We start from the raw sequence: 16398 nt of genomic DNA on the forward strand, positions 1-16398 counted from the left end.
ATCTCTCTTTAAATTACGCGTCCTTTGTTTAAGATATCCTTAGGGTCAAGAGCTGCTTTTATTTTTTTGAAAGCAGCAACTTTTTCCGGATGTCTCAAAGCTAGTTCTTCACGTTTAAGGGTACCAATACCATGCTCTGCAGAGATGGATCCCTTCATGGAGCAGACTAGGTCATGGATGGCTGCGTTCATCTCTGGCCAGTGGTTTAAAAATGTCTCTTTAGCCATGGTTTCGGGTTGCATGATGTTGTAATGGAGATTGCCATCCCCAAAATGCCCAAAGGGGGTTGGTCGCGCCCCTTTAACAATAGATTGAATTCTATGTGGGGCCTGTTTCATGAAGGATGCAAGCTGCTCAAGTGGTAGGCTAATGTCATGCTTTATGCTGCCCCCTTCATACTTTTGGGCTTCTGAAAGATTTTCTCTTAAAGCCCAGAGAGCCTTTTGTTGTGCTTTATTTTGGGCAATGACGGCATCAGTGATGGCCCCGCTATCCAAACATTCAGCCAGTGCCTTTTCAAGGCTGTCAGGACCTTCAATCTCAATATCAAATAGAATTGACCATGGGGCAAGCTGGGAAACGGGTGCTTTGCCCGCCATGTGCTTTTCCACAAAGTCTAAGCCAGTCTTGCCCATCACTTCAAAGGCGTGCAACCCTTGATTTGAGAGTGTTTGTAAAGCATTCATTAAAGGCAGGCACTTATCAATGTCATGGACAGAGAGCCACCCCGTAACAAGAGTGTTTGGTTTTGGAAAAAGCTTTAGCTTTGCTTTTGTGATTATTCCTAGCGTTCCTTCAGAGCCAATAAGTAGATTTTGTAGATCAAAGCCCGTGTTGTCTTTTTTTAAGCCACCAAGGTTGCTAAAAATAGTGCCGTCAGGCAAGACAGCTTCGATACCAGCAACCAAATGACGCATCGTGCCGTAACGAATAACATGAATGCCGCCTGCATTGGTTGCCATCGTCCCGCCAATTGTACAGGAGCCTTCTGACGCGAGCGATAGAGGGAAATGATAAGGCTCTGCTTCTGTGTGAACGGTCGATAAAATGGCCCCAGCTTCCACTGTTATGGTCATCGTATCAGAGCAAGGTGCCTCTACACGAGACATCTTTTTTAGGGAGACCAGGATTTCTTCTCTGTTCTCTAATCCAGGAGTACTACCCCCAACCAATCCTGTATTGCCCCCTTGAATAGAGAGGTTTACTTCTGCTTTGTTGGCCAAAATTAGAATTTTTTGCACATCAGCAGTAGACATGGGCATCAACATCAGGGGGGTCGACCCATGAAATTTATCGCGCCATTCACTTAAGTGAGGGGCGATAATATTTTGATCCTCTGTCCACTGATTTTCAGGCAGCAAGGCTTTGAAATCTCTTAGATGTTCAGTCTTGATTGTCATGCGTGATCCTTGGGTGCGGCAGCGCGTTTCAAACGATCATTTATGGCGATGCCAATACCCGTTGCAGGGATAGGTACAACCGCAATGGCTTTTTTCCCAGCCTGATCAGCTTTTCTTAAACTGGCAAAGAGATTTCGGCCGGCTTCCTCTAAATGACCCTTTGCCGATAAATTCAGGTTTCCTTGATTATCACCAAACCCTATAATGAATATATCGTCATTAGGTGGTCCACTATACTTTAATGTCACTTGAGTATTCGGAGCATAATGCGAGCTCAGTTGCCCCGGAGCCGTAATTTCTGATCCTTCACGATCAAAAACAGGACACTTTGCGACAGCTGCAATTTCATCACTCTGAATTGTTCCAGGTCTAAGAAGAGATATCTTATTGTTTTCAATGGAAATAATAGTCGATTCTAAGCCAACAACACAAGGCCCACCGTCTAAAATGAGGCTGACTTTACTTCCCAGACCTTCCTCTACATCTGCGGCACATGTTGGAGAAATTTTGCCTGATGGGTTGGCACTGGGTGCCGCGATTGGTTTATTCAGTTCTGCAATAAGTGCTCGGATGGTCTCATTTTGTGGACAGCGCACAGCAAGAGTATCAAGACCAGCAGAGACTGCTTTGGCAAGGCTGCAATTCTGCTTCCGCGGTAAGACAAATGTGAGCGGACCTGGCCAAAATTTGTCGATTAATTTCTGGGCGGTTGTCTTAATATCAACATAACGCGCAGCCATTTCTATGTCAGAAACATGACAGATTAAAGGGTTATATGAAGGGCGACCCTTGGCGGCATAAATTAGAGCAACAGCCTGCTCATTGCTGGCATCAGCGGCAAGGCCGTAGACAGTCTCAGTGGGAATGGCAACCAACTCTCCATTAGAGAGGAGGTCTAGGGCTTTTTCCTTCGCACCTGCAGCATTTTCTTTAATGATCACTCTTATAATCCTTGATGTACGTGATAAAAAGGCTATGTTCTTTGAATACTTTGATGATGATAATATCGCAAGTGTAATGTTCTAATGAGTATGGAGGTATAAGTTATGACTGATTATAAGGCTCCCCTAGAAGAGATCAGTTTTGTCCTAGAAACAATCAGCAGCATGAAAGAGTGGGACAAGCTCCCGGGCTTTGAAGATGCGTCTGAAGATATGGTGGCAGCTATCCTTGACGAGGGTGGGAAGTTTGCCAGTGAAATGATTGCCCCAACAAATGGTCCCTGTGATTTATTTGGTGCAAAATTGAATGATGGGGTTGTTACAGTTTCTCCAGAATTAGACCCAATTCATAAAGCTTATGTTGAGAATGGATGGAATACACTAGCCAATAATCCTGAGTTTGGTGGCCAAGGGCTTCCTGAAACATTATCGCTTGCTTTCGCAGAAATGCTAACTTCAGCGAATATGGCTTATAGTCTTCACTGGATTCTCTCTAACGGTGCCGTTAGTGCGATTCAAGCCCATGGGAGTGATGCCATCAAAGAGAAATATCTACCGAAGATGGTTTCTGGTGAATGGTCTGGCAGTATGAATTTGACCGAACCAGCTGCGGGATCGGATGTTGGGGCCTTAAAAACCAAAGCTGAACCGCAAGAAGACGGCAGTTATCATATCAAAGGTCAAAAGATTTTTATTTCTTGGGGTGAGCATGAATTGAGCGAAAATATCATTCACCTTGTGCTTGCACGGACGCCAGGCGCCCCTGAAGGAACGCGCGGCATTTCTATGTTTGTTGTCCCTAAGTATCTTGTGAAGGATGATGGAACACGAGGCGAACGGAACGACGTGAAATGTGTTGGGGTAGAGCATAAGCTTGGTATACATTCTAGTCCCACATGTGTCTTATCTTTTGGTGAAAAGAATTCTTGCGTTGGCTATCTTGTCGGCCGCGAGAATAAAGGTATGGCAAATATGTTTACCATGATGAACCATGCAAGAATTATGGTGGGCCTTCAGGGTGTTTCTATCGGCGAACGGGCCTATCAGAATGCTGTGAACTTTGCAGCAGAGCGCATACAGAGTGCTCAAATTGGATCAAAAGACAGATCGTCTGTGGCAATTATTAATCATCCTGATATTCGCAGAACGTTAATGACAATGCGTGCTCATATCGAAGCTGCACGTGCCATTCTTTACCGGAATGTTTGGGCCATTGATCAAGCTCATAAATCTACGGATGAAGAAGCGAAGCGCCTTGCATTAGGCGAATCTGATTTGCTAACGCCCCTTTCTAAAGCCTATGCAACTGATATCGGGTGTGAAGTCGCATCAATGGCAGTTCAAGTCTTTGGAGGTATGGGATATGTCGAAGAAACTGGCGTGGCGCAATTCTATAGAGACATTAGAATCGCCCCGATCTACGAAGGGACGAACGGCATTCAGGCTTTAGACCTTGTCGGGCGGAAATTGAATATGGACGGCGGTGAACATTGGAAGCATATGATTGCTGAGATCAAAGCTTTTGTTCAATCTATGGATCGCTCTCTTTCTGGTCAAAAGGAAGGACTTTCAGAAGGGATAAAAGCCTTAGAATCTGCCTCAGAAAGTTTATTTGCGAATGGCTTTGAAGGGCTCGTCGATACAGCTGCGGGCGCAACGCCTTATCTGAGGTTATTCTCAACTGTTGTCGGAGCGTATCTTCTTGCAAAGCAAGCCGTTATAGCGGAAAGACGCTTAGCCGGTGATGAGGGTAATCCTGTCTTCTTAAAAGCAAAAATTGTGACTGCTAAATTCTATATTGAACAGATTTTACCAACAGCTGTTTGTTTACTTGGCCCTATAACTGCGGGAGCTGACCGCCTCTATGAAATCGAAGAAGAAGGTTTCTTAAGGCAAGGATAGGGTAATTTTAGCCCACATCTGTGCAAGAAATGAAAAAACGGGATGCAACTGTTCAATAGCAATTGCATCCTGACCGCCAGCCTTCTATAAGCAGACAATGATAGATAAAAGGAGGATCCCTGGTGACTGATATTCCAGCAGATATTCAGGAAATGAGCTTTGAAGCAGCTATGGGCGCGCTTGAGCAGATTGTATCTAAACTTGAAAGTGGTCAAGCACCACTAGAGGATAGTATTGATCTGTATACGCGGGGCACTCTTTTAAAGAAGCACTGCGAAGCAAAATTGGCTTCCGCCCAATCGCGTATTGAAAAGCTAACTCTTTCAAATGATGGGCCCACAGGTTCTGAAACATTTGAAAGTGACTAGGCCATGCCAGATTTTCAAAATCAGGCTTTACTTGATGCCCTTCAATCAACGTCTAATGCCGTAGAAAAAGTACTAGACCCTATGCTAGCCCTTCCCAAGGGGCCTGAAGCTCGGGTAGTAGAGGCGATGCGTCATGCTGTCTTTGCAGGCGGTAAGCGGTTGCGGCCTTTTCTAGTTTTAGCCAGTAGTACTCTCTTTGACGTAGGGAAACACCAAGCGTTGCGTGTTGCAGCGGCAATAGAATGCGTTCATACATACTCGCTGGTTCATGATGATTTGCCTGCAATGGACGATGACGATTTGAGACGGGGTCAGCCAACCGTTCATAAAGCCTTTGATGAAGCAACAGCAATTCTGGCAGGAGATGCCTTGCTAACGCTTGCTTTTGATATTCTCTCAGATGAGAAAACCCACCCCGATGCTAATGTGCGGGTACGATTAATCGCAGCTCTAGCGCAAGCAGCAGGGCATGCAGGTATGGTTGGCGGTCAGATGATAGATATGCGTGCAGAAGAGTTTGATCTTGACCAAAATGCAATTTATCGTCTGCAGCAAATGAAAACAGGGGCTTTGATCGCCTTTTCAGTAGAAGCCGGCGCTATAATGGGTCATGCTGATAGTCGAATGTATCAACATTTGCAAGGATATGCGCGGGATTTAGGTCTTGCCTTTCAGATAGCGGATGACATCTTAGATGTTGAAAGTACGACAGAAGAGGCGGGAAAGGCTATTGGAAAAGATGCAGAAGCCGGCAAAGCAACACTTTTGGGCTTAATGGGACTTGAAAGAGCAAAGAAACAGGCCCAAATATTAGCAGATCAAGCGATAGAGCATCTAAAAGAATTTGATGAGAAAGCTTCCCTTTTGCGTGCTGTAGCTCATTTTGCTATAAACCGCCGAAAATGAATCGAATAATTTCCTAAAGAGGATAAAGAGTAATTATGACAAGTCGTCCAGAGACGCCCTTACTAGATAAGATTACTAAGCCAGCTGACCTTAGAAAGCTTGAGAAATCAGAGCTGCGTCAGTTTGCGGACGAACTGCGTCAAGACATGATTAGCGCTGTGTCAGTTACGGGAGGTCATTTTGGAGCTGGGCTCGGTGTCGTAGAACTGACAACTGCGTTGCATTATGTTTTTAATACACCTGAAGATCGATTGATATGGGATGTGGGGCATCAGGCTTATCCTCATAAAATTCTTACAGGCAGGCGCGAACAGATGCGAACCATCCGACAGCCCAAAGGGTTATCGCCTTTTACCAAAAGGAAGGAAAGTGATTTTGATCCCTTTGGGGCAGGCCATTCTTCGACAAGTATTTCTGCTGCAGTGGGGATGGCAGTCGCGAATAAGATGGATGGTAAACCAGGTAAAGCCATTGCTGTCATAGGGGATGGATCAATCAGTGCTGGTATGGCTTATGAAGCTATGAACAATGCGCGAGAGGCTGGTAATAGACTGGTGGTCATTTTAAATGATAATGATATGTCAATTGCTCCTGCTGTAGGCGCGATGAGCGCTTACTTGGCCCGTGTACATAGCTCTAAGAGTTTCTTGAGTGTGAGAAACTGGATGAAGAAACTTGTCGATAAGTTACCGCGAACGCTTGGTGATTATTTTAGACGCAGTGAAGAATATGCACGGGGAATTGCCACAGGTGGGACGCTTTTTGATGAATTAGGTCTGTATTATGTAGGGCCTATTGACGGCCACAATATGGATCATCTGATCCCCATATTGGAAAATGTAAGAGACGCTGAAGACCAGGAAAGCCCGATACTTGTGCATGTGGTCACTGAGAAAGGACACGGTCATCCTTTTGCTGATCCTCATCAGGAGAAATACCATGCGGTGGCCAAATTTGATGTTGTGACAGGAGAACAACAAAAGTCTGCTCCTAAAAGCCCAACCTATACCAATGTCTATGCAGAAGCTCTCATCCAAGCTGCGGAGAAAGATGATAAAATTGTTGCCATAACTGCAGCGATGCCCTCAGGGACTGGGCTTGATAAGTTTGGGAAGGCCTTTCCTGAGCGAACTTTTGATGTTGGTATCGCTGAACAACATGCTGTAACTTTTGCTGCGGGGCTAGCCTGTGAAGGCTATAAGCCTTTTGCCACCATATATTCAACTTTTCTTCAACGGGCCTATGATCAAGTTGTTCATGATGTCTGTGTGCAAAATCTACCTGTAAGATTTGCTATTGATCGTGCAGGCCTTGTAGGGGCTGATGGTCCAACGCATGCCGGCTCTTTTGATATTACTTATCTTGCAAGCCTGCCAAATATGGTTGTAATGGCCGCTGCAGATGAAGCGGATCTCAAGCATATGATTGCCACAGCTGCCGCTTATGATGACGGGCCTATTGCTGTACGCTATCCCCGCGGAGAAGGGATGGGCGTTGAGCTTCCAAAAGAAGGCGAAAAGCTTGAGATTGGTAAAGGGCGTATCATGCGCAAAGGCACAAAGGTTGCTCTTCTCTCATTGGGGGCTCGCATGGCAGAAGCTCTAAAGGCAGCGGATGAACTTGAAAGCCGTGGTCTTTCTACAACAGTGGCAGATGCCCGCTTTGCAAAGCCATTGGATACAGGGTTAGTGAATGATCTAGCGCTTGGTCATGATTTGGTTGTTACAATTGAAGAGGGATCCATTGGGGGCTTTGGGTCTCATGTGAGCGATCATCTTTGTGAAACGGGACTGATGGATGGTCCTTTGCGATTGCGAACGATGAAATTACCAGACGAATTCCAAGAACATGGCAAACCAGATGAAATGTATGCTGATGCAGGCCTCACAGCAGATGGTATTGTTGAGACAGTTTTAAAGGCACTTCAAAGAAATGATTTATCTCCAGCGGCAGATGAGAGCGCCTAATCATGGCCAAGAAAATTCGTGCAGATGTTGCTTTAGTGGAACGCGGACAGGTTGAAAGTCGGGCCAAAGCTCAGGCCTTAATTATGGCAGGAAAAGTCTTTCTTGGTGAACAAAAAATCGCCAAAGCTGGCCATCAAATTAAAGAAGATCAATCCCTTGATGTAAGAGGGAAAGAGCATCCTTGGGTTTCTCGAGGGGGGTTGAAACTTGAAAAAGCCATGAAAGAATATGCAATTGATCCTCAGGGATGGACAGTGATAGATGTGGGTTCTTCAACGGGAGGGTTTACTGATGTTGCCCTTTCTCACGGGGCGGCATGTGTTTATTCAGTTGATGTTGGGCATGGACAGCTTGCTTGGAAATTACGCAGTGATGATCGTGTGGTTGTTCTTGAAAAGACAAACGCTCGCTATCTAACTGAAGAGCAAATCTCCACAGCAGCAGATATGGTTGTCTGTGACGCAAGTTTCATTTCTTTAAAAACAGTATTGCCAGCAGCACTGTCCCTTACCAAAGAGCAGGCTTGTATGGCAGTCTTGATTAAGCCTCAATTTGAAGTCGGCCGTGATAATGTTGGAAAAGGCGGCGTCGTCAGAGACCCAGCCCTTCATAAAGCTGTCTGCGATGATATGCGCGATTGGGTGAATAGTCTGAGTGAGTGGACAGTTCAGGGTATTACAGAAAGCCCAATTAAGGGCCCCGAAGGGAATATTGAATTCCTTCTTTATGCAACCAAGGGGGCGGGGAATGAATAAAGGTCAAGAACGGGTTCTCATCGAAGAGATTGGAGCGCAGGGAGACGGCGTCGGGTATATTGGAGAAAAGGCAGTCTATGCGCCAATGACAATGCCTGGAGACGAAATATTAGTCGAGATCATTAAAGAGCAAAAGTCTTCCTATGCGACTAACCTTCTTCGGATTGAAAAAAACAGTGCGCAAAGAGTTGATCCCCTTTGTCAGCATTTCGGTAAATGCGGTGGCTGTCAGTTACAGATGCTGCCTAATGACCAGTATAAAAAGTGGATTAAAAAGCGGATTACATCTGCACTGGATCATCACGAATTGTCAACAGAATGTGTCTCAGAACCGCTCATTAGTCCGCTTCATTCAAGACGGCGCGTTGCTTTAAAAGTACTTAAAACAGGAAAATCTCTGAAGTTAGGATTTAATCGTCAAGGGTCCGCACAGCTTGTTGACTTACAGGAATGCCCGGTGACTGAAAAAACCATCACAGCTTTATTTTCACCGCTGAAGGAGTTGTTGAATGGGGTGCTAAAAAATCGTGATAGTGGCAATGTGCATATTACCTTAGCTCACTCGGGTCTTGATCTGTTGATTGATGTTCCTCACGAGCTGACTTTAACAGATCGTGAAGCTCTATCAGACTTTGCTCATAAATATGATGTAGCAGCCATTCATTGGATGGATCGCGATTTTATGGATCCCGTTCTTATCAGGCGCGAGCCTGTAATGCTCTTTGGGGACAAATTGTCTGAACTGCCACCTGCGGCCTTCATACAGGCGACACAAGCCGGAGAAAAGAGCTTGATTGATGAAATGGCAAAGGCTGTAAGAGGGCACAAGCGTATGGCGGACCTTTTTAGTGGAATTGGCACATTCAGTTTACCGCTTGCTAGTGAAATGCAGGTTCTCGCCGTTGAAGGGTCAAAAGCTGCAACAGACGCACTCCAAAATGCCGTTAATAGTGCAACAGGCCTTAAGAAAATCCTTGTTCGGCATCGTGATCTTTATAGAAGGCCGCTGACTTTCAAAGAGTTGGAGGCGTTTGATGCTGTCGTATTTGATCCCCCTCGTGCGGGAGCAAGAGAGCAAGTTATAGAACTTGCACAATCGAACGTTCAAACAATTGTTGGGGTTTCCTGTAATCCAAATACGTTTGGCCGCGATGCTAGGCTGTTGGTTGATGGGGGATACACCCTAGAGAAAGTTGTCCCAGTGGATCAGTTCTTATTTAGCCCTCACCTGGAAGTGGTTGGGATCTTTAGACGTCATCAATAATCAGAGCAGGTTTGTTTTTGGGAATGCCATGACCAATATCGAGCCAGTGGTCTTTGATAATGATTTTAGCTCTAGCATTTACCAAGTCTATGGGATCAAAGTCGCTTGCAGGCTCACCGTGGGATAGCATATAGACGAGACGTTTATCTTCCACTTCATCATAGATTGGAACGGCGACTACTTCATCCAGAGTGCTGATGCCCCGCTCATAAGGGGTCAGTGATTTAAGGTAATAGACGGAAGGTGTCGTGATGACATCTTTAAGATCTTTATAGATTTGTTTCTTTGTATTTTTATCAAATAAAAACAAGAGATTAAGTCCGTTCATCTCGGCCTTGAATAGGGCGCATTTCGCACTGCCTGCAAAGAGAATATTCGCGTGATAGAAAGCTTCGTCTTGATAAACATCCAGAATTAATAAATGGGGAATACTCTCTGGAATCCGCTGTAATTTGAAAGAGGATTTAGTCGGTAGGCCGTCTTTATTTTTGGGTAAGCTGTGCCAAAAATTTAGATATTCAGAAGCAATTTCGCCGATCTGCATTTAGGGCCTTTCGATTTCGAAGATAAAAGATTTAGCTGCTGTTGCCGACTGTAAGGGAATTTCTTCCATAGGTAAATGACCGACTTTAGGATAAACGATTAGGCGGCCGTTTGGTAAGCGCCTGTCCCACTCATAAGCAGAGGAGACGTGGATTAACTTATCCTCTTCTCCCCATAGAATTAAGGTGGGAACTGTGATCATTTCAGCTTGAATGTCTGGTTGTTTTTTTGCATAGCCAGCAAAGCGCATTCGTGTAGCTCGTCGATTTCCTTCCACTCGATTAAGGTCAAAATATCGATCAATCATTTCTTTAGTGATGAGAGTGTGATTTGAAATGCTTTTTTTTGTGCCTTCGACGACAACACTGCGCGGTGTTATATATTCAAATAGTAAATTAATGACCGGAATGGGAGCGAGTTTAAAAGCAAGAGGTCTATCCGTTTCACCTTCATCGGTAAGAACGCCCGCTGCATCCAATAGAATAAGCCCTTTCACTCTGTCTGGATAGGTGAGCGCATAATGAGCGCTAATTCCGCCGCCCATGCTATTGCCTGCAATATAGAGCTGAGCGACCGCTAGCTTTTGCCTAACTTCTTCAACAACAGTCGTCATACAGTCATAGGCATAGTTGCAAGAATAGCCCCCTGTCAGTCCATGGCCAGGCATATCTATAGCCACAATATGAAATTGATCACTTAGTATCTCAATCCAGGGGTGCCATGTATGAAGGCTGCTATTTGATCCATGGATTAGAAAAAGGCTGGCTTCTTTTGGATCTCCATACGTTTGAATATGAACTGTACCGCCTGAGAGCGCGAGCCACTGGCTCTGTTCATTGGCATATTTCACCTTTAACGATTCAATGGTTAAATCAGGTTCAGAGAAAACAAGGAATGCAGCAAGAAAAAGAGCAAAGCTATAAAGAGCGATTTTGAGAGATTTCATTGTCAGCTCCTCGTCATGGACTATGCGCAAGGAACTGGTTTGTCGTTAGACCTGAAAATGGCCCTGGAACCCCTTTTCCAATATCAATCCATAGATGCTCATTCCCCTTCTGGATATGACCACCATCCTCGGAATATGTAATAAATTCTTGTTCGGCGATATCTTTAGCAACAGATAAGAGAATAGGAATATTTTTATCTCGCCTTTCATCATAGAGAGGTAAAATTAAGCTTTCATCATAGAGATGGAAATTTCTTCTATGTGGAGAAATCATGCGACGCCAAATACCAGCAGGGTGTGCAATAAGGCTCTTAAACCCCTCATAAAGCGGGTGTCGATCTTCTGCAGGAAAGAGATCTAAAATATTGGTACCAGTTAATTCCATTTGATATCGTTCATAGACGTTTGTGCCTGTTAATTTGATGCGAACACAAAGGGAATTATCTTCCTTTCCTTGTTCAATAGTCTCTGAGGGGTCTTCCACCTCAAGGACTGATAGATAAGGGACACATTCCGGTACTTCAAATGGCTTAAAGTTGGATTTTAAAGGAATAATTTGGCCGTCCATTTTGATGGATTGCCAATAAGTTAAAAAGTCTTTTACCAATTGAGAGATAATCATTATGCATTTATGACATAGTTAATGATTTCTATCTACCCACATTGTGCTTTATGCATCAGAATTTGATCGGCTAAGACAATCGCCATCATTGCTTCCCCTACAGGCACAGCTCGGATGCCAACACACGGATCGTGCCTGCCTTTGGTCATAACTTCAGTGGCGTCACCTGAGCGAGTAATGGACTTTTTAGGAGTTAAGATAGAGCTTGTTGGCTTTACAGAAAAACGACAAACCACAGGTTGCCCTGTCGCAATGCCACCAAGCACACCTCCTGCTTTGTTAGAGAGATATACCGGATTTCCGTTTGCATCTGGGGTCATTTCATCTGCATTTTCTTCGCCTGTAAGCAAAGCGGCTTCCATGCCTACGCCAATTTCGACACCCTTTACAGCATTTATCGTCATCATAGCACAGGCAAGATCGCTGTCTAATTTCCGGTACAGCGGCGCCCCGATACCTGCGGGCACGCCCTCAGCAACAATTTCAATTACTGCGCCAATGCTACTGCCCGCTTTTCTAATCTCCGTTAGTTCTTTTTCCCAGCTTTCAGCTGTTACCGCAGAGGGACAAAAGAAAGGGTTTTTATGCACGGTTTCCCAATTAAAATCATCACGATTAACTTTTGTAGGGCCCATTTGCACCATAGCGCCGCGAATGGTAATAGTGTCACCTATGATCAAACGCGCAATGGCACCGGCGGCAACTCTACTTGCTGTTTCCCGGGCACTCGAGCGCCCACCGCCGCGATAATCACGAAAACCATATTTAGTGTCATAGGTTATGTCAGCATGGCCGGGTCGATATGTTTCAGCAATATTGCCGTAATCCTTTGATCGCTGATCTACATTCTCGATCATAAGCTGAATAGGCGTGCCCGTCGTTTTTCCTTCAAAGACACCCGATAGGATTTTTACTAGGTCAGGTTCTTTTCGCTGGGTTGTGAATTTGCTTTGACCAGGTTTTCTTTTATCAAGGAATTGTTGAATATAGGCTTCATCTAAGGGAAGTCCTGGAGGGACGCCGTCAACAGTACAGCCGATAGCGGGCCCATGACTTTCGCCCCAAGTCGTAAATCTAAACACATGACCAAAGGTATTAAAAGACACGGATATTCTTCCCTATTTATCGAGTTAAAGTCTTCATATGGTCTTCATCAAGTGGCATGCAAACAGAAGAGAAGCCTGAATCTACATGATGATTTTCACCGGTTACGCCAGACGATAGATCGCTAAGCATGTAAAGTCCAGCACCTGCAATATCGTCCATAGTAATATTGCGCTTAAGAGGGGAGTTCTTTTCGTTATATTTCATGAGCATTCGGAAATCACCTACGCCACTTGCAGCCAAGGTTTTCATTGGACCAGCTGAAATAGAATTGACACGAATGCCTTTTTCACCCAAATCTCGTGCTAGATAGCGAGTAGAACATTCCAGGGCAGCTTTTGCCACACCCATAACGTTGTAGTGAGGTACAACTTTTTCTGCGCCGTAATAACTTAGAGTGAGGAGGCTTCCTCCGTCGGGCATCATTTTTTCAGCTCTTTTAGAAACTTCAACAAAAGAGAAGGCTGAAATATTCATGGTCATGAGAAAGTTATCAATAGACGTGTCCACATATCGACCACGTAATTCTGATTTATCACTATATCCAATCGCATGAAGAACAAAGTCAAGTTTGCCCCATTTTTTTTCAATTTCTGCAAAAAGAGCATCCATTGAGTCTGGGTCGGAAACATCACATGGCAAAACCATATCAGATCCGATACTTTCGGCAAGAGGGCGGACTCTCTTTTCTAGGGCTTCACCTTGGTATGAGAAGGCAATGTCAGCCCCTTGATCGGCACAGATTTTCGCAATTGCCCAAGCCATAGATCTATCATTGGCTACGCCCATGATAAGGCCTTTTTTGCCTGCCATCAGTTTTGTCATTGATCTTTCCTCCATTAAACGCCCAGATAAATGTAGGGGCGCGATATTTTGATGCAGTCTATACCAAAAAACTCAGTAAATACAAAGGTTAAATCGATGAAGTATCACGTGAATTTTATGAAAGACTTTCACTTTTTTGTGAAGGCTTCTCTGTTTCTTCTTTTTCAGATTGTGTTACTCGATCTGAATGTTTAGTCCAGGCTGCATTAAATTCTGCACCGAAAATAAAACCAATACTAACCACATAACAAAAAAGTTGTACGATCACGACCCCTGCGAGGGATCCGTAAGTTACGTCATATGTGCCAACTGATTTTAAATAAGCAGAAAGCCCTTTTGCCGTCAGAAGGAAGAGAGCAAGAGTAAGGATTGCTCCTGGCAAACGGAAAGGTCGGTATATACTACGCGGTGTGAGAGCAACATATAAAACATAGAGGCCAATCAATAAAAAGAGAGGGCTAATTGCAAAAGTAAGCCAGGTCCAAAAGGTTTGCAGACCCCCAGTCATAATGTCAGGGAAGAGGCTGTTGATCGCTTTTATGATCGGAGGGCCCATGACCTGTACTGACATTGAGAGAAGGATCAAGAAGGAGGAAATTATGACAAAAGCTAAGCTTTCTAAACGTCGTTTCCAAAAGCTGTGACCATATTCTCGACCAAAAGCGCGAATGACAATTTCGCGGCCAGCTTCTATGCCATTTGCAGCAGTTAGGAGGGCAAAAAGGATAGAAAAGGTCAAAATCTCTTTGCCTGCATTACGCAATATCCCTTGAATAGGCGTGTTCAATGTTTGACTGACCTCTGGAGGGAGGAGGGAGAGGATAAATTCTATTGCTTCTAGACCCTGATCAGATTGGCCAACAACACCTGATATAGAAATCATAAAAATCAAGAAAGGAAAAAGACAAAACATGGCGAGGAAAGCCATATTTCCAGCTGCTGCCATGCCGTGATTGTGGCCAAACCCTCGGCCTGCATCTCCGAGAATTCGTAGTGCCATGCGAGTCTTGCTATAGATATATGTAGATGAAAATTCTGTCATTAAAGTCCCTTGTACCTGAAAAGCTTACAAGGATAACATCTTTATTTCAATCCTGCTTTTTCTCTGAGTTCAGGACCTTTACCGCCCGTCCAACCTCGAATGAGGATTTCCAGCTCTTTATCTCTAACATCTGGTAGCATAACCGTAAGGTGCACATAGAGATCTCCTTCAGCACTGGCTTTGCGGACACCTTTACCGCGGAGTCTCAATCGTTTGCCACTGGAAGTTCCTTTTGGGACACGAACAGTCAAACGACCATGCGGTGTCGGAATTTCGATATCCCCACCAAGGACGGCTTCGTCAAGAGAGATGGGGCATTCCATATGAATGTCACTGCCATCACGTTTAAAGAGAGGGTGATCAGCTACCAGAATTTCAATAAGAGCGTCACCAGAGTTGCCCCCTGCAACACCAGGGCCGCCTTGCCCAGGAAGCCGGATGATTTGCCCTTCTTTTATACCAAGGGGAATTTTGACATCTACTTCGCGTCCATCGTTCAGCATAAGACGGCGCGTGCTGCCTCTGATCGATTCTTCAAAGCCTATGGTGATTTCATAAGTGACATCGATGCCTTTTCTCTTCGGTCGTCGGAAAAAACTAGATCGTTCCTCTTTGGAGCGTTTTTTTTGTTTTTTGCCGAAGAATTCCGCAAAAAGATCCTCTTTTCCATCCACGTCCATCCCAAAAGCATTAGTGTCTTTCGCTTTTAGATCTTCCTCTTCTACAGAACCACGGTCAAATCTTGCTCTATAGCGTGCGCGCTCTTCTGCTGCTTCTTGATAGGGGTGTTTCGGTTGTCTGTCTTTTGGGCGCGGGCGGCCTTGCTCGTCAATCTCGCCCCGATCATATTTTTTTCGCTGTTTTTTGTCAGACAATAATTTATAGGCATTATTGACCAATTTGAATTTTTCAGCAATGCGCTCATCATCACGATTAAAATCGGGATGAAGTTCCTTTGCGAGGGCGCGATAAGCGGCTTTTATGTCTGCTTCAGAAGCAGATTGAGCAACGCCTAATATGGTATATAAATTTCCCATCATACTTGTAACGAAAGTAACCTTTAAAATATCAATTGATAGATAGAAATTTCTATCTATCTCATATACTCTAATTATTGTATCAGAAAGATAAAATTTTAACTAATTTTTTGAATGAGAGCTTAAAATGTCCCTAGTTGATCATAAACACCCCTTTGAATTGTTCGAAAAATGGTTTGGTGATGCCAAGTGTCGTGAGGCTGACGTTCCCGAAGCCATGTCACTTTCAAGCGTCAGTCCAGATGGTAAGCCCAGTTCTCGTATGGTGCTTCTTAAGGGTGTTGATGAAAGAGGTTTTGTTTTTTATACAAATTGTACAAGCAGAAAAGGGCAGCAAATACAAGGGAATAGCCATGTAGCTCTTCTTTTTCATTGGAAAAGCTTAAAGCGCCAAGTCCGGATTGAAGGGCAGGCAGTACCTGTCACTGAGGCTGAGGCAGATGCCTATTTTGCTTCGCGCCATAAAGACAGTAGGATTGGCGCTTGGGCATCAAAACAATCTCAACCTATGGAAGGTCGTTTTGAGTTTGAAAAACGCATTGCAAAATATGCTGCAAAATATACTTTAGGTGATGTCCCAAGGCCTGAATTTTGGAGCGGTTTTCGTATTAAACCTACTATGATTGAATTTTGGCAGGATCGCAGCTTTAGACTCCATGAGCGCAACGTTTATTCTTTACAGGATGATGGGCAGTGGGAAGTCTCTACACTTTATCCATAAGTGAGGTAGGGAATGGTCTTGGCTATTATTTACTGGACTAGTCAGTCTATGAAGG

General features: G+C 44.5%; 16 protein-coding genes. 7 read left to right on the plus strand and 9 right to left on the minus strand.

Annotated elements, in window-relative coordinates; translation table 11 throughout:
- Positions 1-8: 8 nt before the first annotated feature.
- Together QGN29_RS10265 and QGN29_RS10270 are read right to left on the minus strand one after the other, a co-directional pair.
- Positions 9-1400 (minus strand): FAD-binding oxidoreductase, encoded by a 1392-nt coding sequence (locus QGN29_RS10265; protein ID WP_310797761.1) that lies wholly within the window; start codon positions 1398-1400, stop codon positions 9-11.
- Positions 1397-2341: an L-threonylcarbamoyladenylate synthase gene (locus QGN29_RS10270; protein ID WP_310797762.1), complete on the minus strand. Its 945-nt coding sequence runs from the start codon at positions 2339-2341 to the stop codon at positions 1397-1399. Before QGN29_RS10270 ends, QGN29_RS10265 begins: the two co-directional genes overlap by 4 nt.
- 105 nt (positions 2342-2446) lie before the next feature.
- Between QGN29_RS10270 and QGN29_RS10275 the strand changes: the two genes are divergently transcribed.
- The 6 genes from QGN29_RS10275 (at position 2447) to rlmD (ending at position 9503) form a co-directional block, all read left to right on the plus strand.
- Complete coding sequence (locus tag QGN29_RS10275) at positions 2447-4243, plus strand: acyl-CoA dehydrogenase (RefSeq protein ID WP_310797763.1); 1797 nt, start codon at positions 2447-2449, stop codon at positions 4241-4243.
- 122 nt (positions 4244-4365) lie between these two features.
- Positions 4366-4611 (plus strand): exodeoxyribonuclease VII small subunit, encoded by a 246-nt coding sequence (locus QGN29_RS10280; RefSeq protein WP_310797764.1) that lies wholly within the window; start codon positions 4366-4368, stop codon positions 4609-4611.
- Between the two features lie 3 nt (positions 4612-4614).
- Positions 4615-5517 carry a polyprenyl synthetase family protein gene (locus QGN29_RS10285; protein WP_310797765.1) on the plus strand — a complete coding sequence of 301 codons (903 nt, stop codon included), beginning with the start codon at positions 4615-4617 and terminating at the stop codon, positions 5515-5517.
- Positions 5518-5552: 35 nt separating this feature from the next.
- The gene (gene dxs / locus QGN29_RS10290; protein WP_310797766.1) at positions 5553-7484 is read left to right on the plus strand and encodes a 1-deoxy-D-xylulose-5-phosphate synthase; all 1932 of its coding nucleotides are present in this window, start codon (positions 5553-5555) and stop codon (positions 7482-7484) included.
- Between the two features lie 2 nt (positions 7485-7486).
- Entirely contained in the window at positions 7487-8239 is a 753-nt protein-coding gene (locus tag QGN29_RS10295; protein ID WP_310797767.1) for a TlyA family RNA methyltransferase, read from the plus strand.
- On the plus strand, positions 8232-9503 hold the full coding sequence (rlmD, locus tag QGN29_RS10300; RefSeq protein ID WP_310797768.1) for a 23S rRNA (uracil(1939)-C(5))-methyltransferase RlmD: 1272 nt from the start codon (positions 8232-8234) through the stop codon (positions 9501-9503). The genes QGN29_RS10295 and rlmD overlap by 8 nt, the downstream gene beginning before the upstream one ends.
- Here the strand turns inward: rlmD and QGN29_RS10305 are convergent.
- The 7 genes from QGN29_RS10305 to QGN29_RS10335 form a co-directional block, all read right to left on the minus strand.
- Positions 9487-10047: a PAS domain-containing protein gene (locus QGN29_RS10305; protein WP_310797769.1), complete on the minus strand. Its 561-nt coding sequence runs from the start codon at positions 10045-10047 to the stop codon at positions 9487-9489. The genes rlmD and QGN29_RS10305 overlap by 17 nt on opposite strands.
- Entirely contained in the window at positions 10048-10992 is a 945-nt protein-coding gene (locus tag QGN29_RS10310) for an alpha/beta fold hydrolase (RefSeq protein ID WP_310797770.1), read from the minus strand.
- Positions 10993-11005: 13 nt separating this feature from the next.
- Positions 11006-11614 carry a PAS domain-containing protein gene (locus QGN29_RS10315; protein WP_310797771.1) on the minus strand — a complete coding sequence of 203 codons (609 nt, stop codon included), beginning with the start codon at positions 11612-11614 and terminating at the stop codon, positions 11006-11008.
- 32 nt (positions 11615-11646) lie between these two features.
- Positions 11647-12720, minus strand: coding sequence for a chorismate synthase (gene aroC / locus QGN29_RS10320; protein WP_310797772.1), 1074 nt, complete (start codon positions 12718-12720; stop codon positions 11647-11649).
- A gap of 16 nt (positions 12721-12736) precedes the next feature.
- Complete coding sequence (locus QGN29_RS10325) at positions 12737-13543, minus strand: enoyl-ACP reductase FabI (protein WP_310797773.1); 807 nt, start codon at positions 13541-13543, stop codon at positions 12737-12739.
- Positions 13544-13658: 115 nt separating this feature from the next.
- Positions 13659-14585 (minus strand): YihY/virulence factor BrkB family protein, encoded by a 927-nt coding sequence (locus QGN29_RS10330; RefSeq protein WP_310797774.1) that lies wholly within the window; start codon positions 14583-14585, stop codon positions 13659-13661.
- 41 nt (positions 14586-14626) lie between these two features.
- On the minus strand, positions 14627-15625 hold the full coding sequence (locus QGN29_RS10335; RefSeq protein ID WP_310797775.1) for a DnaJ C-terminal domain-containing protein: 999 nt from the start codon (positions 15623-15625) through the stop codon (positions 14627-14629).
- 124 nt (positions 15626-15749) lie between these two features.
- Between QGN29_RS10335 and pdxH the strand changes: the two genes are divergently transcribed.
- Complete coding sequence (gene pdxH, locus QGN29_RS10340; RefSeq protein ID WP_310797776.1) at positions 15750-16343, plus strand: pyridoxamine 5'-phosphate oxidase; 594 nt, start codon at positions 15750-15752, stop codon at positions 16341-16343.
- The last annotated feature ends 55 nt before the right edge of the window (positions 16344-16398 follow it).

The organism is Temperatibacter marinus (assembly GCF_031598375.1).
GTDB lineage: Bacteria > Pseudomonadota > Alphaproteobacteria > Sphingomonadales > Kordiimonadaceae > Temperatibacter > Temperatibacter marinus.

Coding starts and splice junctions, on each gene's coding strand:
- dxs (WP_310797766.1), top strand. CDS start 5,553: ATGACAAGTCGTCCAGAGACGCCCTTACTAGATAAGATTACTAAGCCA.
- QGN29_RS10265 (WP_310797761.1), bottom strand. CDS start 1,400: ATGACAATCAAGACTGAACATCTAAGAGATTTCAAAGCCTTGCTGCCT.
- QGN29_RS10335 (WP_310797775.1), bottom strand. CDS start 15,625: ATGATGGGAAATTTATATACCATATTAGGCGTTGCTCAATCTGCTTCT.
- QGN29_RS10305 (WP_310797769.1), bottom strand. CDS start 10,047: ATGCAGATCGGCGAAATTGCTTCTGAATATCTAAATTTTTGGCACAGC.
- QGN29_RS10275 (WP_310797763.1), top strand. CDS start 2,447: ATGACTGATTATAAGGCTCCCCTAGAAGAGATCAGTTTTGTCCTAGAA.
- QGN29_RS10285 (WP_310797765.1), top strand. CDS start 4,615: ATGCCAGATTTTCAAAATCAGGCTTTACTTGATGCCCTTCAATCAACG.
- QGN29_RS10295 (WP_310797767.1), top strand. CDS start 7,487: ATGGCCAAGAAAATTCGTGCAGATGTTGCTTTAGTGGAACGCGGACAG.
- pdxH (WP_310797776.1), top strand. CDS start 15,750: ATGTCCCTAGTTGATCATAAACACCCCTTTGAATTGTTCGAAAAATGG.
- rlmD (WP_310797768.1), top strand. CDS start 8,232: ATGAATAAAGGTCAAGAACGGGTTCTCATCGAAGAGATTGGAGCGCAG.
- QGN29_RS10310 (WP_310797770.1), bottom strand. CDS start 10,992: ATGAAATCTCTCAAAATCGCTCTTTATAGCTTTGCTCTTTTTCTTGCT.
- QGN29_RS10330 (WP_310797774.1), bottom strand. CDS start 14,585: ATGACAGAATTTTCATCTACATATATCTATAGCAAGACTCGCATGGCA.
- QGN29_RS10315 (WP_310797771.1), bottom strand. CDS start 11,614: ATGATTATCTCTCAATTGGTAAAAGACTTTTTAACTTATTGGCAATCC.
- QGN29_RS10325 (WP_310797773.1), bottom strand. CDS start 13,543: ATGACAAAACTGATGGCAGGCAAAAAAGGCCTTATCATGGGCGTAGCC.